The organism is Microbacterium sp. LMX7-1.2 (assembly GCF_040675935.1).
Classification (GTDB): domain Bacteria; phylum Actinomycetota; class Actinomycetes; order Actinomycetales; family Microbacteriaceae; genus Microbacterium.
Genome location: NZ_JBEGIL010000001.1, coordinates 264,334 through 282,655, shown reverse-complemented (window position 1 = coordinate 282,655; position 18,322 = coordinate 264,334). Strand labels below are relative to the sequence as shown.

Here is an 18,322-nt window from a genome sequence, read left to right as displayed (position 1 = left end):
CGTCCGACCTCGGCGCGCGGGATGCCACAGTAGGGATGTGGACCTGCACCTCGTGACCGACCCCGACGATCCGCGCCTCGACGACTATCGGGGCCTCACCGACACCGCATTGCGCATGCGCACCGAGTCCGCCAACGGGCTGTACATCGCCGAATCCGCGAAGGTCATCGAACGAGCCGTGCGAGCGGGCCACAGTCCGCGGTCGGTCATGGTGCAACGACGATGGACCGACGGCATCCGCTCGATCATGCGCGACGTCGACGTGCCCGTGTACGAGGTCCCCGATGCCGTGGCCGAGTCCGTCGCGGGCTTCGACGTGCACCGCGGCGCCCTCGCGGCCATGAACCGACCGGTGCTTCCGGATCTGGCCGCGGTGGTCCGTGACGCGCGACTGGTGCTGATCCTCGCCGGGATCGGCGATCACACGAACATCGGCGCCGCCTTCCGTGCCGCAGCAGGTCTCGGCGCGGATGCCGTGCTCGTCGCCCCTCGCTGCGCGGACCCGCTCTACCGTCGGAGCGTGCGGGTGAGCATGGGCACCGTGTTCCAGGTGCCGTGGACGCGGATGTCGGACTGGCAGGAGTCGGTGTCCGCTCTGCACGCCGAGGGGATCGAGGTCGCGGCGCTCGCTCTCTCGGAGGACGCCGTCTCCCTGCGCGAGTACGCGCGCCGGCGGCCCGATCGAGTCGCGCTGCTGATGGGATCGGAGGGCGACGGCCTGTCTGCGGAGGAGCTCGCATTCGCGGACCGGGTCGTCACGATCCCCATGCGCGGAGGCGTGGACTCGCTCAATGTCGCCTCCGCGGCAGCCGTCGCGCTGTACGCGCTCGGCGACGACTGAGCCGGATCGACCCGGCTCAGCTCTCGTCGGAGAGGGAGAGGTAGGGCGCCGCGTCCGGACGCTTGGCGGCGACGTGGTCCCCTGAGGACTGGTGCCGCAGACGGCGGAGCACCCACGGGACGAGGTGCTCTCGCGCCCAGCCGAGGTCTTCCGCCCTGGCCTCTCGCCACGTCCGGAGCGGAATGGTCTCAGGCTGCATCGACTCGAGGTCGTTCGGCACGTTGAGGGCTCGCAACACCATCCGTGCGATCTCGTGGTGGCCGAGCGCGTTGTAATGCAGCCGGTCGTCGTCGAAGAAGCGCATGTCCTGGACGGTCTTCAGCGCCCACTGATCGGCGACGATGCAGTCGTGACGATCGGCGATCGCCCGGATGTTCTCGTTGTAGATCGCGACCTTTCCCCGGAACGGGCGGAACACCGGTGTGAACAGAGTGTCGATTCCGGTGAAGAGGATCACGGCGGCGCCCGTGGAGGAGAGCCGCGTGACGGCATCCTCGAGCTGCACCGAGATCGCGTCCGGGTCGGTGCCGGGACGGATGACGTCGTTGCCTCCGGCACAGATCGAGATGAGGTCGGGGCGGAGCGCCACCGCCGGCTCGATCTGGTCCTCGACGATCTGGGCGATGAGCTTGCCGCGCACGGCGAGATTGGCGTAGGCGAAGTCGTCGACATCCTGCGACAGCACCTCGGCGACGCGGTCGGCCCACCCGCGGTTGCCACCGGGCACGGCCGGGTCGGGGTCGCCGATGCCCTCGGTGAACGAGTCTCCCACGGCGACGAAACGACGCCACGGGTGCGGCGTCTCGTTGGCCACATAGGGGGTCCGAGTCGAATCCTGGTCGGTCATCCAGCTCTCCTTCGCGAACGCGCGCGCCCGTCGGTGGAGGTCGCGCAGTGACCGAGCCTACTCCGCCTCCCGACACCGGCGACGGCGTGCGCCGATGTCGGAGGGAGCGATTATCGTTGTTCCGATGCTCTCTCCGTCCTTCCCTCAGCGTGCCCCGTGGGGAACCGCCAATAAGCTGCGCGCCTGGCAGCAGGAGGCCCTCGAGCAGTACTTCGAGGCGGATCAGCGCGACTTCCTCGTCGCCGCGACCCCGGGCGCAGGCAAGACGACGTTCGCCCTGACCCTGGCCGTCGAGCTCATGCGCATGGGCGAGGTGAACCGCGTGATCGTGGTCGCGCCGACCGAGCACCTCAAGACGCAGTGGGCCGACGCCGCGGCGCGTGTGCACATCCGCCTCGATCCGCAGTTCCGCAACAGCCACTGGGCGCCCGCACGGCACTATCACGGAGCGGTCGTGACGTACGCGCAGGTCGCCGCGAAGTCCTCGGTGCACCGCCATCTGACCGAGGACGCGAAGACGCTCGTGATCCTCGACGAGGTGCACCACGGCGGCGACGCTCTCAGCTGGGGAGACGCGATCCGCGACGCCTACGGCCCGGCCCGACGGCGACTGCTGCTCTCGGGCACGCCGTTCCGCAGCGACACCGCGCCGATCCCGTTCGTCGAGTACCACCCCGACGAGTCCGGGGCGCGGATCTCCCGCACGGACTACAACTACGGCTACGGTCGCGCCTTGGCCGACGGCGTCGTGCGTCCTGTGCTGTTCCACATGTACGCAGGCAAGATGCGGTGGCGCACGAGCTCGGGAGACGAGCTCGAGACGCACCTCGGTCAGGACAACACGAAGGACGTCACCTCTCAGGCCTGGCGCACCGCGCTCGACCCTGAGGGCGAGTGGATGCCGGCGGTGCTGTCCGCAGCCGACCGGCGTCTCACCGAGGTCCGCAATCACGTCCCGGACGCCGGCGGCCTCGTGCTCGCGACGGATCAGACCGTCGCTCGCGCCTACGCCAAGATCCTGCACAGCATCACGCGACAGCAGCCGACGATCGTCCTCTCGGACGACGCCACCGCATCGGAGCGCATCGAGAAGTTCAGTGCGAGCGACGACCGCTGGATGGTCGCGGTGCGCATGGTGTCCGAGGGGGTCGACGTGCCGCGCCTCGCGGTCGGGGTGTACGCCACGTCGTCGTCGACGCCGCTGTTCTTCGCCCAGGCCATCGGACGCTTCGTGCGCGCCCGCCGCCGAGGCGAGGCCGCGAGCGTGTTCCTGCCGCAGGTGCCGGTGCTCATGGGTCTTGCGAACGAGATGGACAAGCAGCGCGATCACGCGCTCGATCGTCAGTCGAAGGACGACGATGGTCTCGAGGACTCGCTGCTCGAGAGCGCCAACCGCGAGGACGACGCCTCCGACGCGCTCACCCAGGAGTTCAGTTATCAGGCGCTGTCGTCGGTCGCCCATTTCGACCGCTTGGTCTTCGAGGGCAAGGAGTTCGGTCAGCTCGCCGAACCGGGAACGCCCGAGGAGGAGGAGTTCATCGGGTTCCCGGGCCTCCTCGAGCCCGAGCACGTGCACGACCTGCTCATGCAGCGTCAGGCGCGCCAGTCGCGCCTGCGGGAGGCACGTGAGGCATCCGCCGGTCCGACCGAGACGACCACGCTGCCCGCTCCGCTGCACCGCACGCTCAAGGAGCAGAGACAGCTCCTGAACAGCCTCGTCGGTCTCTACGCCCGTCAGAAGGGCGAACCGCACGGCGCGGTGCACGCCGAGCTGCGCCGTATCTGCGGAGGGCCCGCTGTCGCACAGGCGACCGTGACCCAGCTGCAGGCGCGTATCGACGTGCTGCGTAAGCGGGTGCGCTCCTGACGGAGTCGGCTTCACCGCGCCGAAATCCTGGCAATACCTGCCCCAGGATCATCGCGCGGGAGCGACGACGCTAGCGTGGAGAGCGCCCGTACGCTCCGAGGAGGAGACCGCATGACCAGTCCCGCACCCGCTCAGGAGACGGCGGCGGATCGACGCCGGTGGGCTCGCTATCTCGTGGAGGAGCGCGCGGAGGGTCTGGTCTACCAGAAGCTCGCGAGCCGTCGTACGGGGGAGGAGCGGGAGATCCTGTTGAGCCTCGCCGAGGCGGAGCGTCGACACGAGCAGCACTGGCTCGATCTGCTCGGCGGAGAGCCCGCGAAGCTGCCGAGCGCGGGGCTCCGTTCCCGGCTCCTCGGCTGGATGGCGGGGCGCTTCGGATCGATCTTCGTGCTCGCACTCGCGCAGAGCGCGGAGGCGCGGTCGCCCTACGACTCGGAGCAGTACGCGACGCCCGCCATGCGGGCCGACGAGAAGGTCCACTACGAGGTCGTCCGGGGACTCGCCGCCCGCGGACGGCGCAGGCTCTCCGGATCGTTCCGCGCGGCCGTGTTCGGGGCGAACGACGGTCTCGTCAGCAACCTGGCCCTCGTGCTGGGCATCGGCGCGACGGGGGTGAGCTCGGGGTTCGTGCTGTTCAGTGGCATCGCGGGGCTGCTCGCCGGCGCGCTCTCGATGGGGGCGGGGGAGTTCGTCTCCGTGCGGTCACAGCGTGAGCTGCTCGCCGCGACGGAGGCGAACGAGGACGCCGCCGCGACGGCCGCCGACCTCGACATCGACGAGAACGAGCTCGCGCTGGTGTACCGTGCACGGGGTATCGACCAGGAGGAGGCGCTCGCGCGCGCTCGACGGATCGTCTCGGCCGCCCGCGCCGGCGTCGAGCGCACGGCGACGGGGCCCGTGCCCGTGCGGCCCGGCGACGACCACGAGATCGTCGGCAGCGACTGGACGGCCGCGATCTCCTCGTTCCTGCTGTTCGCCTCCGGGGCGATCATCCCCGTGCTGCCCTGGATCTTCGGTCTGCAGGGTGCGACCGCGGTGATCGTCGCCCTCGTCCTCGTCGGAGTCGCCCTGCTCTCGACGGGTGCGATGGTCGGCATCCTGTCCGGCGGTCCGCCTCTCCGACGTGCGCTGCGCCAGCTCGCCATCGGCTTCGGCGCCGCGGCGATCACGTACGTGCTCGGCCTCGTGTTCGGCGTCGGCGCGGTCTGATCCGATGCGAGCCAGCCGAGATCCGGGAACGAAGAAGGCCCCGGAGATCCGATGATCTTCCGGGGCCTGTCCGTGCGCGGAGGGGGACTTGAACCCCCACGCCCTATCGGGCACTACGACCTCAACGTAGCGCGTCTACCATTCCGCCACCCGCGCAGGTGTTGGATGTTCGTTGCCGAACGAGGATTTACATTAGCACGGCGTGGAGCGCACCCTGAAACCGACGCCGCCGCCCGGGCGCGCCTCGGCGCTTCGATAGCCTGGAGCACATGAACGACGAGTCCCTCCCCGAGGTCGTGCGCGTAGCACGGGACCTCATTCGGTTCGACACCTCCAACTTCGGAGGCGGCGACGCGAAGGGCGAACGGGAGGCCGCCGAATACGTCGGCGCCTACCTGGAGGCACTCGGGCTCGAGGTCGAGTACTACGAGCCGATCGCTCGCCGCACGAATGTCATGGCGCGCGTCCCCGGCCGCGACCGCGGCAAGCCGGCACTGGTCGTGCACGGACACCTCGATGTCGTCCCTGCGATGGCGGAGGACTGGACCGTCGATCCCTTCGCGGGTGTCGTGCAGGACGGGATGCTGTGGGGCCGCGGCGCCGTGGACATGAAGAACATGGACGCGATGATCCTCACCGCCGTCGCGGACATCCTGCGAGCAGGCGAGCAGCCGGAGCGCGACCTCATCCTGGCGTTCTTCGCCGATGAGGAGAATGGCGGAGTCGAAGGCTCCGCGCTGGTCGTGCAGAACCACCCGGAGTGGTTCCACGGTGCGACGGAGGCGATCAGCGAGGTCGGCGGCTACTCGATCTCGGTCGACGACCGTCGCGCCTACCTCCTGCAGGTGGGGGAGAAGGCCCTCATCTGGATCCGACTCGTCGCGAAGGGCCGCGCCGGGCACGGCAGCCGTCTGCACGAGGAGAACGCCGTCACACGCCTTGCTGAAGCGGTCGCGGCGATCGGACGCACCCGGTGGCCGGTCCGACTCACGGCGACGACCGCGGCGCTGCTGGAGGGCCTGAGCGAGCTCAGCGGGCTGCCCGTCGACGACCCCGACGCCCTGGCCGCGACCGCGGGACCCGCTGAGGCGTTCCTGCGCTCGACCTTCCGCACCACGACGAACCCGACGGTGCTGAAGGCCGGGTACAAGCACAACGTCATCCCGGAGCGCGCCGAGGCCCTGATCGATGTGCGGGTGATCCCCGGAACCGAGGACGACGTCCTCGCGGAACTGCAGCAGATCGTCGGCGACGACATCGAGATCCAGACCGTGGTGCGCGACATCGGGATGGAGACGCCGTTCGCAGGCGCGCTCGTCGACGCGATGGTCGGTGCGCTGGGACGCCACGACCCGGGCGTGCCGGTGATCCCGTATCTGCTCGGAGCGGGCACGGACAACAAGGCACTCGCCTACCTCGGCATCACGGGTTATGGCTTCGCACCGCTGCGTCTCCCCGCGGACCTCGACTTCACGGGCATGTTCCACGGGGTCGATGAGAGAGTCCCCGTAGAATCGCTTGTCTTCGGTCAGCAGGTGCTGGCCGATCTGCTGCGCACCTACTGAGCGCTTCCGCGTCCGTCGCGGACACCTGACACCCCGTAAGGCCCTCCATGCATCTGTTCGAAGCGCTCATCCTCGGCATCGTCCAGGGACTCACCGAGTTCCTCCCGATCTCCTCCAGCGCGCACCTGCGCATCCTCGGGACGTTCCTGCCCTCGGGGGAGGACCCCGGTGCCGCGTTCACCGCGATCACGCAGATCGGCACGGAGGCAGCCGTCGTGGTGTTCTTCTGGCGCGACATCGTCCGCATCATCCGCCAGTGGTTCCGGTCGCTCATCGGCAAGGCGCCCAAGAGCGACCCCGACGCGCGCATGGGATGGATGATCATCATCGGCAGCATCCCGATCGTGGTCCTGGGCCTGCTCTTCCAGGACCAGATCGAGAGCGTGTTCCGGTCGCTGTGGATCGTCGCCGTCATGCTCATCGTGTTCGGCATCCTGCTGGGCGTCGCAGACTACGTCGGCGCCAAGCGCCGCAAGCTCGAGGACCTCACCTATCCGCACGGTGTTGCCTACGGCTTCGCACAGGCGCTCGCACTGATCCCGGGTGTGTCGCGGTCGGGCGGCACCATCACGATGGGTCTGTTCCTCGGCTACGAACGTGCGGCCGCGGCGCGTTACGCGTTCCTGCTCGCGATCCCCGCGGTCTTCGGCAGTGGCTTCTACCAGGTGTTCAAGAGCTGGGACGAGCCGGCGTTCTTCTCGTTCGGAGACACGCTGGCGGCGACCGGCATCGCCTTCGTGGTGGCTCTCGGCGTGATCGCGTTCTTCATGAACTACATCTCGAAGCGGAGCTTCTTGCCGTTCGTGATCTACCGCATCCTGCTCGGCACGGTTCTGCTCGTGCTGCTCGGCACGGGCGTCATCGCCCCCTGATCGCGCCCGAGGCGGCGGTCAGCCTCTGCGGTCAGCCCTTGCGGTCGGACGGGCCGTCGCCACGGCGCTTGAGGTAGCGCTCGAACGCCTGGGCGATCGCGTCACCCGAGGCGTCGGGGGAGTCCCACGTGTCGCGCGTGCGCTCCAGCTGACGGATGTACTCGGTCATGTCCTCGTCGTCGGCCGCGGCGGCGTCCACGGACGCCTCCCAGGCCGCCGCCTCGGTGCGCAGATGGTCTCGCGGCACGTCGACACCCGTGAGTTCCTCGAGGCGGTCGAGCAGAGCGAGCGTGACCTTGGGCGAGGGAGCGGCGGACGCCACGTAGTGCGGCACACTCGCCCACAGACTCGCGGTGGGGATGCCTGCGGATTCGGCGAAGTGCTCGAACACGCTGAGGATGCCGACCGGCCCTTCGTACAGCGAGCGCTCGAGACCATGGGCCTCACGGACCTGCTCGTTCTGGCTCGATGCGAAGATCGAGATCGGGCGGGTGTGCGGCACGTCGGAGAGCATCGCCCCCAGGGTCACGAGACCCGAGACGTCGTCGCGCAGCGCCACGTCGACGAACTCCGAGGCGAACGCCTGCCAGGTGCGCGCGGGCTCCGCGCCCGTGAGCACCCAGAACTCGGGCCCCGGCCCCGGATCCCGGGGGCGCCACAGTCCGGCTTCCGGCCACGTGAGCTGACGGCGCCCTTCGGCATCCATCTTCGTGGCGGGGCGGGTGTACTGGTAGTCGAAGTACAGCTCGGGGTCGATCGAGTGCACGAGGTCGTACTCGCTCATCTCACGCAGCGCGGCGATCGCTCCGCTCGCCGCTTCTCCCGCGTCGTTCCAGCCGTCGAAGGCGGCGATGATGATGCGCGAACCGAGGACGTCCATGATGGTCTCCCTTCGCGAACCCGGTGGGGTATCCCTCCAGGCTAGTCCGCCCGCGCGGGGACCGGGCTGCGCCACGGCTAACATGGACCGGTGAGCAGACAGCCCCGCGCGATCCTCTGGGACATGGACGGAACCCTGGTCGACACCGAACCCTATTGGATGGCGGCGGAGACGGCCCTCGTGGAGTCGTTCGGCGGCACGTGGTCCCATGAGCAGGCTCTGCAGCTCGTCGGCAACGGCCTGATCGACAGCGCCGGGATCCTGCAGAACGCCGGTGTGGACATGGAGGCGGAAGCCATCATCTCTCTGCTCACCGACGGCGTGCAGGACGCGTTGCGCACGCAGGGAGTGCCGTTCCGACCGGGAGCACGCGAGCTGCTTCTCGATCTCAAGGCCGCGGGGATCCCGACGGGTCTGGTCACGATGTCGCTGCGGCGGATGGCCATGAGCGTCGCAGAGCTCATCGAGTTCGACGCGTTCGACATCGTGGTCGCGGGCGACGACGTCTCGCGCCCCAAGCCCCATCCCGAGCCGTACCTCACGGCCGCGTCGCTGCTCGACATCGACATCGCGGATGCCGTCGTGATCGAGGACTCGCCGACCGGCCTCCGTGCCGGTCTCGCCTCGGGGGCCGTCACGCTGGGCGTGCCGCACATCGTGCCGCTCGACCATGTGGGCGCGCACGAGCTGTGGCCGACGCTGCAGGACCGCACCGCCGCCGACCTCGTCGACCTGTTCGACCGCAAGAACTCCATGACGGGAGCCACCCGATGACCTCGACCAGCGCGCACCGACCCAGCGGACCGTTCCGCGAGGGCGACCGCGTCCAGCTCACGGGTCCCAAGGGCCGTCTGCACACCGTCACGCTCCGCGAGGACGGCGAGCTGCACACGCACCAGGGTGTGCTCCGCCACCGAGACCTGATCGGCCTCCCGGACGGCTCGGTGGTCGCGAACAGCTCCGGGCACGACTACCTGGCGCTGCGACCGCTCCTGCGCGACTTCGCGATGTCGATGCCGCGAGGCGCCGCGATCGTCTACCCGAAGGATGCCGCGCAGATCGTCATGCAGGCCGACGTGTTCCCGGGGTCCGTGGTCGTCGAGGCGGGTGTGGGCTCCGGTGCGCTGTCGCTCTCGCTGCTGCGGGCGATCGGTCACGAAGGCCGCCTGGTCTCGTTCGAGCGACGCGAGGAGTTCGCCGACGTGGCGCGCGCGAACGTCGAGACGTTCTTCGGGGAGACGCCCTCGACCTGGGACGTGATCGTGGGGGACCTCGCCGAAGAGCTCCCTGCGCAGTTCGAAGACGGAACGGTCGACCGGGTCGTGCTCGACATGCTCGCGCCCTGGGAGTGCATGGATGCCGTGGCGGACGCCCTCACCCCCGGCGGCGTCGTGCTCTGCTATGTCGCCACCGCCACGCAGCTGTCCCGGGTCGCCGAGTACATCCGCGGCACCGGCCTCTTCACCGACCCCGACGCGTCCGAGACGATGGTCCGGGGCTGGCACGTGGAGGGACTCGCGGTGCGCCCCGATCACCGGATGGTCGCGCACACGGGCTTCCTGCTCACGGCGCGTCGTCTGGCTCCGGGCGCCGTCGCCCCCTCGGTCAAGCGTCGCGCCTCGAAGAGCAGCTACGGCGATGCCGATGTCGAGGCCTGGACGCCGGGTGCGGTGGGGGACAGGGAGATCACCGACAAGAACCTCCGTAAGCGGGCACGGGAGGCCGGAAAGGCCGCGGAGGGCGCGCGTATCGCTGCTGCTTCGCGCGAATCGGAGCCCCTGACGGAATAGACTGGAGCGCGTGCGTAAAACGTCCGCCGTTCTGGCCACCCTCAGCCTTGCCGCCCTCGCTCTGAGCGGGTGCGCTGCCGCTCCGTCCTTCGCGGGCGACTCGTGCGATCGCGCCGGTGACGGGGATGCCGTCTCCAGCGCGGTGACGGTCGAGGGCGACTTCGGGTCCGCCCCGGAGGTCGAGGTGTTCTCGCCGGTGAAGTTCCCGAAGACGTCCTTCGAGGACATCGTGGTGGGCGACGGCATCCCGCTCGTGAACGAGACGCAGGTCATGACGACCGAGCTCTCGATCTACAGCGCGACGACCGGGGAGATGGTGTTCCAGTCGCCGTACGCCGACGATTCCGAGAGCCTGTCGAACATCGCGACCCTCGCACCGCAGTTCCCGGGTCTCGCCTCTGTGCTGGAGTGCGCGACCGGCGGCTCGCGGATCGTCGCGGGCATCCCGGCGGACGGCGTGACCGATGAGACGCGCAAGAGCCTGGGCCTCGACGACGGCGACGCCGCGATCGTCGTGGTCGACCTCCTCAAGGTGTATCCCTCGCGTGCCGATGGCGCACTGCAGTTCAATGACGCGCGCAACATGCCCACCGTCGTGCGCGCCGCGGACGGCACTCCCGGCGTGATCATCCCGGACACGGATGCTCCCGACGAGCTGACGACGCAGACGCTCATCAAGGGCGACGGTGCGAAGGTCGAGGCCGACCAGACGCCGCTGCTCAACCTGACGGTCGTGGGCTGGGACGACCGCGAGGTCAAGACCACCACGTGGGGCGCGAACCCCAGCCTCGACCTTCCCTCCACGGCTCCCGAGGTCGCTCAGGCGCTCGTCGGCGAGACCGTCGGCTCCCAGGTGCTCGTGGTGACTCCGGCGACCGACAGCGGTCCCGCCCTCGCCTACGTGATCGACATCCTGGGTGCGGTGACGGCGCGCTGATGGCCGCCCGGATCCCCGCGGAGGAGCGCCTGACGAACCTCGTCGTGGCGCTCATGGCCACGGAGATCGGGCTCACCAAGCAGCAGATCCTCGACAACGTGTCGGGATACCGTCAGCGCGCGGATGCCGGCGCTCGCGCCGACGCCCTCGAGAAGATGTTCGAGCGCGACAAGGACGAGCTGCGGACACTCGGCATCCCCGTCGAGACGCTCGGCGACCAGGCAGACCCCAACGACCTCCGCGAGGCTCGATATCGCATTCCTCAGGCGGAATACGACCTTCCCGGCGACATCGAGTTCACGCCGGCGGAGCTCGCCGTCCTGCGGCTGGCAGGCAGCGTGTGGAGTGCCGAATCCGCGTCGGGGGACGCACAGGCGGGCGTGCGCAAGATCCGCGCGCTCGGCATCGACGGCGATGAGCCCATCATCGGCTTCGCGCCCCGGATCACCGCGAGCAGCGAGGCTTTCGCGCCGTTGCAGGACGCGATCGAGAGGAGCCGCGTCGTCGTCTTCGACTACCTCAAGCCGGGGGAGGACGCTCCGCGCCGACGCAGCATCCGCCCTCTGGCACTCGTCGACTACGAGGCCCGGTGGCACGTGTTCGGCGTCGACGTCGAGATCGAGGAGGACCGGATGTTCCTCCTCAGCCGGATCGTCGGAGCCGTCAGGGTCACTGCCACCGCGTTCGACCCGTCTCTGCGGGACGGCGCGGGGGAGAGGGCGCTGAGCGGTCTCGAGCGCGTCGCCGCCGAGAACTCCGCGCTGCTGGAGGTCACGCCCGGCACGGAGGCGTCGCTCCGGCTCGGCCGACGTGCCACTCCCGCCACCCAGGGGATCCGCGTGCCGTTCGTCGACCTGCACATCCTCGCCGACGAGCTCGCGTCCTACGGTCCGGAGGTGCGGGTGGTCGAACCCGCGCCGTTGCGCGAAGCCGTCATCTCCCGACTCCGCGCGGTGGTCGCGGCCAACGCGTCCGAGGAGGTGACCCGATGAGCGCCACGGCGAAGCCTCTGCTCGCGGCGGATCGAGTGCGCGTCTATCTGACGCTCGTGCCGTACCTGCTGGAGCACGGACAGGTGTCGCTGAGTGAAGCCGCAGCCGAGTTCGGCGTCACTCCGCGGGAGATGCGCCAGATGGTCGAGAAGCTCACGGTGATCGGCCTCCCTGGTGACTCCGGTTACTGGCAGCAGCCCCAGGAGATGTTCGACATCAACTGGGACCTCCTGGACCAGGAGGACGTGATCGAGATCACGAACGACGTGGCCCTCCGCCGCGTGCCACGATTCACCGCGCGAGAGGCCGCCGCGCTGCTCGCCGGACTCCAGATGGTCGCGGCCGTACCCGCCGTGTCCGACTCGGGCCTCGTCACGGGGCTGATCTCGAAACTGTCGAGAGGTGCCGCGGATGCGCCGGCCGAGGTCGTCGTCGCTCCGAGTGCGGTCGACGAGGTCCGTCAGGTCGTCTCCGCCGGCATTCAGAGCGGCGTGGCTGTCGCGTTCACCTATCAGGCGCCGGACGCCGCGCCGACGACGCGCACCGTGGATCCCGTGCAGGTTCTCATCACGAACGCGCAGTGGTATCTGCAGGGCTGGTGCCACCTCCGTCGGGCGATGCGCACCTTCCATCTGGATCGCGTCAGCGACGCGCACCTCACCGACATCCCGATCACCCATGCGGGCGACCACGTGCCGGAGGCGTTCGCCGCCGCGGCGGACGAGGGCGAGGTCCGCGTGCGCGTACCCGAACGGATCGCCCCGCTGCTGCGCGGGTTCCTCATCGGCGACGACGTCGAGTCCGTCGACGGTGTCGTGACGGCCCGGCTGCATCTCGCCGATCCCCGTGGAGTCAAACGCCTCGCCGCACGCTTCGGCGGCGTCATCGAGGTCGTCGATCCCGGCGTGGCACGAACGGCGACCCGGGAATGGGCGGCGGCGGGACTCGCTCTCTACCGGGACCCAAATGCCGCAGACGCCGGTTAGACTGTGAGAAACGACGAAGGAGAATCATGGGCGCTTTCGGTTGGCCACATCTGCTGATCATCCTCGCCGTCATCCTGCTGCTTTTCGGCGCGGCGAAGCTGCCGGCGCTCGCGAAGAGCCTCGGTCAGTCCGCTCGCGTCTTCAAGGGTGAGATGAAGGCCATGAAGAGCGACGACGCGACGGACGCACAGGGAACGGCCGCGGCCACCCCGGCTCCGTCCGTATCGAGCACGGACGCCACGGCCCCCCGCGACGTCGACCCGGGTCAGCCACCTCGATCCGCGTAGGTCGTGTCCGCACTCGAATCCGCTGATCAGGAGACATCCGGTCGCGACAGGCGGATGTCTCTCGGCGCCCACCTGATCGAGCTGCGCAAGCGGCTCGTGATCGCCGCGGCAGCCCTCGTGATCGGCATGATCATCGCGTTCATCGTGACCGGACCCGTCATCGACCTCCTGTCGGTCCCGATCCGCGCGATCGCGGCGGAGGAGGGGCGGGAATACACCGGGCTCAACTTCACGACCGTCACGAGCGGCTTCGATCTGCGGATGCGCATCGCCTTCGCGATCGGACTCCTCATCTCGGCGCCGGCGTGGCTCTGGCAGGTCTGGGCGTTCATCATGCCCGGCCTCACCCGCAAGGAGACGCAGTACACCTGGGGCTTCCTCGGCGCGGCGATCCCGCTCTTCTTCGGCGGATGCACCGTCGCGTTCTTCGTGCTCCCTCATGTCATCGAGATCATGGCCTCGTTCGTGCCGACCGGTATGGCGCAGTTCTACGACTACTCGGGCTACTACGACTTCGTGTTCAAGTTCCTGCTGGTGGTCGGCATCGCCTTCGTGCTCCCGGTCTTCCTCGTGGCGTTGAATCTCGCGGGTGTGATCTCCGGGCGCGAGATCCTGAAGGGGTGGCGCGTGGCCATCCTGGTGTGCACGATCTTCGCAGCGATCACCACCCCTCCTGCAGACGTCTTCTCGATGCTCCTGCTCATGGCGTCGATGATCGTCCTCTACTTCGCCGCGACTCTCATCTCCATGCTGTTCGACCGTCGCAAGCGCAAACGCGACGAAGCCGCCGGCCTCGGCACGACGGCCGCATGAGCTCGCCCGCCGAGAGGTACGCGGCCGCCCGCGAGTCCGCGGGGCATCCGGAGACCTCCGCGTTCGCCGCTCGCCAGAGGTTCGACCTGGACCCGTTCCAGATCGAAGGCTGCCACGCGCTCGAACGCGGCAGCAGCGTGCTCGTCGCCGCGCCCACGGGAGCCGGCAAGACGATCGTGGGGGAGTTCGCGATCCACCTGGCGATGCAGACTCCGACCGACAAGGCGTTCTACACCACGCCGATGAAGGCGCTGTCGAACCAGAAGTTCCGCGAACTGGTCGACGTGTACGGCGCAGACCAGGTCGGACTGCTCACCGGTGACACGAACATCAACGGCAGCGCCCGGATCGTCGTGATGACGACCGAGGTGCTCCGCAACATGATCTACGCGGACTCCGCGGCGCTTCGCGACCTCCGCTACGTCGTGATGGACGAGGTCCACTACCTCGCCGACCGCTTCCGCGGTGCTGTCTGGGAAGAGGTCATCATCCACCTCCCCACGCACGTGCGCCTGGTGTCGCTGAGTGCGACGGTGTCGAACGCGGAGGAGTTCGGCGACTGGCTGGACACGGTACGCGGCGATACGGAGGTGATCGTCTCCGAGATCCGCCCCGTGCCTCTCGAGCAGCACGTCCTCGTGCGCGACGACCTGCTGCCGCTGTTCGACGACCGGGCTGGTCTCGCGACCGCGCGCGTGAACCAGGAGCTCATGCGCATCCGCTCGTTCACCGGCTCGCACTACGAGCAGAATCGCGAGGCGCAGTCGTACCGCAGCAACCGCCATGCGGGGCGTCAGGCGCAGAGGCCGCAGCGCGGCGGCCGCCGCCCCGTCCGCTCGGCGAACGTTCGGCGCATCGAGCGGATGGACCGCCCCGACGTGGTGCGGCTGCTGGAGCGCTCGAACCTCCTGCCGGCGATCTTCTTCATCTTCAGCCGCGTGGGCTGCGACGCCGCGGTGCAGCAGATCCGGCGCTCCGGCCTGCGTCTCACCTCGACGGAGGAGCGTGCGGAGATCCGAGCGGTCGTCGAGGAGCGCACCCGGTCGCTCCAGGACGAGGATCTCGGCGTCCTCGGCTACTTCGAGTGGCTCGACAACCTGGAGCGCGGCGTCGCCTCCCACCACGCCGGACTCCTCCCCGCCTTCAAGGAGGTCGTCGAGGAGCTCTTCCAACGCAAGCTCGTGAAGGTCGTCTTCGCGACCGAGACCCTTGCGCTCGGAATCAACATGCCGGCACGGACCGTGGTTCTCGAGAAGATGGAGAAGTTCAACGGCGAGGCGCGCGTCGCGATCACCTCGGGGGAGTACACGCAGCTCACCGGTCGCGCGGGCCGCCGCGGCATCGACGTGGAGGGCCACGCCGTGGTGCAGTGGACCGAGGGCATGGACCCGCAGGCGGTCGCCGCACTCGCATCCCGTCGCACCTATCCGCTGAACTCCAGTTTCCGGCCGACGTACAACATGGCGGTGAACCTGATCGACCTGTTCGGGAAGGCCAGGGCGCGGGAGGTGCTGGAGTCGTCGTTCGCGCAGTTCCAGGCCGATCGCGCAGTCGTCGGTCTCGCGCGGAAGGTTCGCGAGGCGGAGGAGTCGCTCGACGGCTATCGGTCAGCGATGACGTGCGATCACGGCGACTTCATGGAGTATGCGGCGATGCGCCGCGAGATCACCGATCTGGAGAAGAAGAACCGCCAGGACTCGAACGCCCCGCGGGGGGCGCGCGACAAGCGGATGAAGCAGATCCAGGCCCTCCGCACCCGCATGCAGCGGCATGGATGCCATCGGTGTCCGGACCGCGAGTCTCACGCACGGTGGGCAGAGCGGTACTGGAAGCTCAAGCGTGAGACGGATCGCACCCGTCGACAGATCGAGACCCGCACGGGCACCGTCGCCCGCGTGTTCGACCGCGTCGTCGAGGTGCTCGAGACCCTCGATTACCTGAACCGCGACGCCGAGGAGCTGGTCCTCACGAGCGCCGGTCGCACGATGCGCCGCATCTACGGCGAACGCGACCTCCTGGTGGCCGAGTCCCTCCGTCAGGGGCTGTGGAAGGGCCTGGACGCCCCGTCGCTGGCCGCCATGGCCTGCTGCCTGGTCTACGAGCCCCGGCGCGACGAGGCGAACGCGGGGGAGCGGGGTCTGCCGCGCGGTGCGTTCCGTGCCGCGTATGAGAAGACGACGACGCTCTGGGCCGAGCTCGACGATCTCGAGAAGGACCACCACCTGCCCGGCACGGAGCCTCTCGCAGCAGGACTCGCAGGGGCCATGCACTCCTGGGCGCGCGGCGGCACGCTGGACCGCGTGCTGATCGATGCCGATATGGCCGCAGGCGACTTCGTGAGGTGGGCCAAGCAGACCATCGATCTGCTCGACCAGCTGTCGATCGTCGCCGAGGATGCGACGATCGCGCGCACGGCGCGCACCGCGCTCGACGGGGTTAGACGAGGAATCGTCGCCTACTCGTCGATGTGAGAAGGGGATCGATGTCCGACTCTCGAGCGAGCGCCGAACCGGGGCGCCCGATCCTCCCGCTGTGGGCCGCAGTCCTCGTCGCCGCCCTCGCCGCTGTGTTGATGGACCTCTCCTACCCGGACGCGGCGGTCTGGGTGCTGGCGTTCCCGGCCACGGCTCTGCTGCTCGTCTCGCTGATCGGGCGACGGGCGGGCGGTGCACTGCTCGTCGGCGCCGTGTTCGGCATCCTCTTCTTCGCCCTGCTGGTGTCCTGGACCTCGCGATACCTGGGGCCGGTGCCGTGGATCGCGCTGAGCGTCGTCGAGGGCGGGCTCACCGCCCTCGCGCTGATCCTGATCACCCTGGCGTATCGGTGGATCCCGCGTACCCTTCCCGGTCGCTGGGGACGCATCGTCGTGGTGCCGGTGGTAGTCGCCGCACTCTGGGTCGGGCGAGAGTTGTTCGTCGGCTCCTGGCCCTACGGGGGCTTCCCCTGGGCACGTCTCGGGATGACGCAGGCGCAGAGCCCTCTGGCACCCGTGACGTCCTGGCTCGGCGTCTCCGGGCTCAGCTTCGTCATGGTGCTGCTGGTCGCGGTGCTGATCGAGCTCGTGCGTCTGCGTCGGGGCCTGCGCCCGGTCACCCTGCTGGTGCCGGCGGCTCTCGTCCTCGTGCTGTTCCTCACACCGCTCTTCCCGACTGCCACCTCGGGCACATTGCGGATCGCCGCCGTTCAGGGCAACGGTCCGACCGGCTACTTCGACGAACGGACCCCGTACTCCGTAGTGGACGCGCAGACGGAGGCGACCGAGCCCCTGTACGGCGAAGACGTCGACCTGCTGGTGTGGCCCGAGGGATCCCTCGACTACGATCCGTTCCAGACTCCGGACCTCGCCCGACGGATCAGTCTGGTCAGCGCTCGGATCGACGCCCCTCTGCTGGCGAACGCGGCGACCGGGCGCAACGAGCGGTATTACAACACCTCGATGCTGTGGCGCGACGGTGCTGCCGAGGCGATCCACGACAAGCGACACCCCGTCCCCTTCGGCGAGTACGTGCCGGACCGGCCCTTCTTCAACGCGCTGGCACCCGATCTCATAGGCCTCATCCAGCGTGAGTACACGCCGGGTACCAACAGTTCGGTGATCGACGTCGACGATGTTCCGGTGGGACTCGCGATCTGCTTCGACGTGATCTACGACGACGTGGTCGACCAGGGGGTCCGCGACGGCGCCGAGGTCCTCGTGTTCCAGACGAACAACGCGGACTTCCGCGGCACGGACGAGAACTATCAGCAGCTCGCCTTCGCTCGTATGCGCGCGATCGAGACCGGGCGGAGCGTCGTGAACGTATCGACAGTGGGAACCAGTCAGATCATCCGGCCGGACGGCGCGACGGTGTCGAGCCTGGACGCGGATGAGGCCGGAGCCCTGCTCGAAGATGTCGAGCTGCGCTCCGGCCTCACGGCGGGTGTTGTTCTGGGCCCCTGGATCCAGCAGCTTCTGCTGTGGGGCGGACTGGGTGCGCTCGTGATCGGGTGGTGGCGCGCCCGTCGTCGCTGATCAGGCGCCGATCTTCTCCCGGGTCGGGTCCTCACCGGCGCCGCGGCGGGCGCGGATGAAGGCGAGACGCTCCTCGAGGAGCTCTTCCAACTCGGCGCGGGTGCGGCGCTCCATGAGCATGTCCCAGTGCGTGCGTGCGGCCTTCTCGTCCGTGGCCTCGAGCGTGACGGCCTGACCGTCGACGTTCAGTCGTGCCTCGGCGCCGCACGAGCGGCACTCCCAGGTCTGCGGCGGCTCGGCGTCGGCCGCGAACATCAGGTTCGTGACATGGCCGCATGCGTCACAGGTGTATGTGGTCTCCCGGCGCTCCATGAAGACGACGCCCTCTTCGCTCTGTAGGCTCTGGGCGCCGAGTCGGATGCCGCGTAGGCTGCGATCTGCCATTGTGTGGTCCTCTCGTCGCTGTCAGGTATAACGTCCCAGC

General features: G+C 68.9%; 17 protein-coding genes and 1 tRNA gene. 14 read left to right on the top strand and 4 right to left on the bottom strand.

Translation table 11 applies throughout. The features are described from left to right. Positions 1–37 precede the first annotated feature (37 nt). Positions 38–841, top strand: a complete 804-nt coding sequence (locus tag MRBLMX7_RS01385) for a TrmH family RNA methyltransferase (RefSeq protein ID WP_363365865.1) — start codon at positions 38–40, stop codon at positions 839–841. A gap of 16 nt (positions 842–857) precedes the next feature. On the opposite strand, the gene MRBLMX7_RS01380 is transcribed toward MRBLMX7_RS01385, so the two are convergent. After that, positions 858–1,688 (bottom strand): SGNH/GDSL hydrolase family protein, encoded by an 831-nt coding sequence (locus tag MRBLMX7_RS01380; RefSeq protein ID WP_363365864.1) that lies wholly within the window; start codon positions 1,686–1,688, stop codon positions 858–860. Positions 1,689–1,812: 124 nt separating this feature from the next. On the opposite strand from MRBLMX7_RS01380, the gene MRBLMX7_RS01375 reads away from it, so the two are divergent. Both MRBLMX7_RS01375 and MRBLMX7_RS01370 read left to right on the top strand, forming a co-directional pair. Further along, positions 1,813–3,555 (top strand): DEAD/DEAH box helicase, encoded by a 1,743-nt coding sequence (locus tag MRBLMX7_RS01375; protein ID WP_363365863.1) that lies wholly within the window; start codon positions 1,813–1,815, stop codon positions 3,553–3,555. Positions 3,556–3,666: 111 nt separating this feature from the next. Further along, positions 3,667–4,764 (top strand): VIT1/CCC1 transporter family protein, encoded by a 1,098-nt coding sequence (locus tag MRBLMX7_RS01370; protein WP_363365862.1) that lies wholly within the window; start codon positions 3,667–3,669, stop codon positions 4,762–4,764. A gap of 73 nt (positions 4,765–4,837) precedes the next feature. Here MRBLMX7_RS01370 and MRBLMX7_RS01365 read toward each other — a convergent pair. Beyond that, positions 4,838–4,920 (bottom strand) — tRNA-Leu (locus MRBLMX7_RS01365). Between the two features lie 113 nt (positions 4,921–5,033). On the opposite strand from MRBLMX7_RS01365, the gene MRBLMX7_RS01360 reads away from it, so the two are divergent. Then, entirely contained in the window at positions 5,034–6,329 is a 1,296-nt protein-coding gene (locus tag MRBLMX7_RS01360) for a M20/M25/M40 family metallo-hydrolase (RefSeq protein ID WP_363365861.1), read from the top strand. Positions 6,330–6,376: 47 nt separating this feature from the next. Continuing rightward, positions 6,377–7,201, top strand: coding sequence for an undecaprenyl-diphosphate phosphatase (locus tag MRBLMX7_RS01355; RefSeq protein WP_363365860.1), 825 nt, complete (start codon positions 6,377–6,379; stop codon positions 7,199–7,201). A 31-nt stretch (positions 7,202–7,232) separates the two neighbouring features. Here MRBLMX7_RS01355 and MRBLMX7_RS01350 read toward each other — a convergent pair whose 3' ends face one another. Continuing rightward, positions 7,233–8,081 carry a PAC2 family protein gene (locus MRBLMX7_RS01350; protein ID WP_050720998.1) on the bottom strand — a complete coding sequence of 283 codons (849 nt, stop codon included), beginning with the start codon at positions 8,079–8,081 and terminating at the stop codon, positions 7,233–7,235. Between the two features lie 90 nt (positions 8,082–8,171). Between MRBLMX7_RS01350 and MRBLMX7_RS01345 the strand changes: the two genes are divergently transcribed. The 9 genes from MRBLMX7_RS01345 to lnt are packed head-to-tail and all read left to right on the top strand — an operon-like array spanning position 8,172 to position 17,898. Beyond that, positions 8,172–8,855: an HAD family hydrolase gene (locus MRBLMX7_RS01345; RefSeq protein ID WP_363365859.1), complete on the top strand. Its 684-nt coding sequence runs from the start codon at positions 8,172–8,174 to the stop codon at positions 8,853–8,855. Further along, positions 8,852–9,871 (top strand): tRNA (adenine-N1)-methyltransferase, encoded by a 1,020-nt coding sequence (locus MRBLMX7_RS01340; RefSeq protein WP_050720996.1) that lies wholly within the window; start codon positions 8,852–8,854, stop codon positions 9,869–9,871. Before MRBLMX7_RS01345 ends, MRBLMX7_RS01340 begins: the two co-directional genes overlap by 4 nt. Before the next feature lie 10 nt (positions 9,872–9,881). Continuing rightward, complete coding sequence (locus tag MRBLMX7_RS01335) at positions 9,882–10,808, top strand: hypothetical protein (protein WP_363365858.1); 927 nt, start codon at positions 9,882–9,884, stop codon at positions 10,806–10,808. Then, the gene (locus MRBLMX7_RS01330) at positions 10,808–11,800 is read left to right on the top strand and encodes a helix-turn-helix transcriptional regulator (RefSeq protein WP_363365857.1); all 993 of its coding nucleotides are present in this window, start codon (positions 10,808–10,810) and stop codon (positions 11,798–11,800) included. Before MRBLMX7_RS01335 ends, MRBLMX7_RS01330 begins: the two co-directional genes overlap by 1 nt. After that, positions 11,797–12,786 (top strand): helix-turn-helix transcriptional regulator, encoded by a 990-nt coding sequence (locus tag MRBLMX7_RS01325; protein WP_363365856.1) that lies wholly within the window; start codon positions 11,797–11,799, stop codon positions 12,784–12,786. The genes MRBLMX7_RS01330 and MRBLMX7_RS01325 overlap by 4 nt, the downstream gene beginning before the upstream one ends. Positions 12,787–12,812: 26 nt before the next feature. After that, on the top strand, positions 12,813–13,073 hold the full coding sequence (gene tatA, locus MRBLMX7_RS01320) for a Sec-independent protein translocase subunit TatA (protein WP_363365855.1): 261 nt from the start codon (positions 12,813–12,815) through the stop codon (positions 13,071–13,073). 54 nt (positions 13,074–13,127) lie between these two features. Further along, entirely contained in the window at positions 13,128–13,886 is a 759-nt protein-coding gene (gene tatC, locus MRBLMX7_RS01315; protein ID WP_363365854.1) for a twin-arginine translocase subunit TatC, read from the top strand. After that, on the top strand, positions 13,883–16,357 hold the full coding sequence (locus MRBLMX7_RS01310; RefSeq protein ID WP_363365853.1) for a DEAD/DEAH box helicase: 2,475 nt from the start codon (positions 13,883–13,885) through the stop codon (positions 16,355–16,357). Before tatC ends, MRBLMX7_RS01310 begins: the two co-directional genes overlap by 4 nt. 11 nt (positions 16,358–16,368) lie before the next feature. Further along, complete coding sequence (gene lnt, locus MRBLMX7_RS01305) at positions 16,369–17,898, top strand: apolipoprotein N-acyltransferase (protein ID WP_363365852.1); 1,530 nt, start codon at positions 16,369–16,371, stop codon at positions 17,896–17,898. On the opposite strand, the gene MRBLMX7_RS01300 is transcribed toward lnt, so the two are convergent. Next, positions 17,899–18,282, bottom strand: coding sequence for an RNA polymerase-binding protein RbpA (locus MRBLMX7_RS01300; RefSeq protein ID WP_050720988.1), 384 nt, complete (start codon positions 18,280–18,282; stop codon positions 17,899–17,901). Positions 18,283–18,322: the final 40 nt, after the last annotated feature.

What these genes read in the sequence shown, in the direction of transcription:
- MRBLMX7_RS01380 (WP_363365864.1), bottom strand. Translation starts at nt 1,688, where the DNA reads ATGACCGACCAGGATTCGACTCGGACCCCCTATGTGGCCAACGAGACG.
- MRBLMX7_RS01375 (WP_363365863.1), top strand. Translation starts at nt 1,813, where the DNA reads ATGCTCTCTCCGTCCTTCCCTCAGCGTGCCCCGTGGGGAACCGCCAAT.
- MRBLMX7_RS01370 (WP_363365862.1), top strand. Translation starts at nt 3,667, where the DNA reads ATGACCAGTCCCGCACCCGCTCAGGAGACGGCGGCGGATCGACGCCGG.
- MRBLMX7_RS01360 (WP_363365861.1), top strand. Translation starts at nt 5,034, where the DNA reads ATGAACGACGAGTCCCTCCCCGAGGTCGTGCGCGTAGCACGGGACCTC.
- MRBLMX7_RS01355 (WP_363365860.1), top strand. Translation starts at nt 6,377, where the DNA reads ATGCATCTGTTCGAAGCGCTCATCCTCGGCATCGTCCAGGGACTCACC.
- MRBLMX7_RS01350 (WP_050720998.1), bottom strand. Translation starts at nt 8,081, where the DNA reads ATGGACGTCCTCGGTTCGCGCATCATCATCGCCGCCTTCGACGGCTGG.
- MRBLMX7_RS01340 (WP_050720996.1), top strand. Translation starts at nt 8,852, where the DNA reads ATGACCTCGACCAGCGCGCACCGACCCAGCGGACCGTTCCGCGAGGGC.
- MRBLMX7_RS01330 (WP_363365857.1), top strand. Translation starts at nt 10,808, where the DNA reads ATGGCCGCCCGGATCCCCGCGGAGGAGCGCCTGACGAACCTCGTCGTG.
- MRBLMX7_RS01325 (WP_363365856.1), top strand. Translation starts at nt 11,797, where the DNA reads ATGAGCGCCACGGCGAAGCCTCTGCTCGCGGCGGATCGAGTGCGCGTC.
- tatA (WP_363365855.1), top strand. Translation starts at nt 12,813, where the DNA reads ATGGGCGCTTTCGGTTGGCCACATCTGCTGATCATCCTCGCCGTCATC.
- tatC (WP_363365854.1), top strand. Translation starts at nt 13,128, where the DNA reads ATGTCTCTCGGCGCCCACCTGATCGAGCTGCGCAAGCGGCTCGTGATC.
- MRBLMX7_RS01310 (WP_363365853.1), top strand. Translation starts at nt 13,883, where the DNA reads ATGAGCTCGCCCGCCGAGAGGTACGCGGCCGCCCGCGAGTCCGCGGGG.
- lnt (WP_363365852.1), top strand. Translation starts at nt 16,369, where the DNA reads ATGTCCGACTCTCGAGCGAGCGCCGAACCGGGGCGCCCGATCCTCCCG.
- MRBLMX7_RS01300 (WP_050720988.1), bottom strand. Translation starts at nt 18,282, where the DNA reads ATGGCAGATCGCAGCCTACGCGGCATCCGACTCGGCGCCCAGAGCCTA.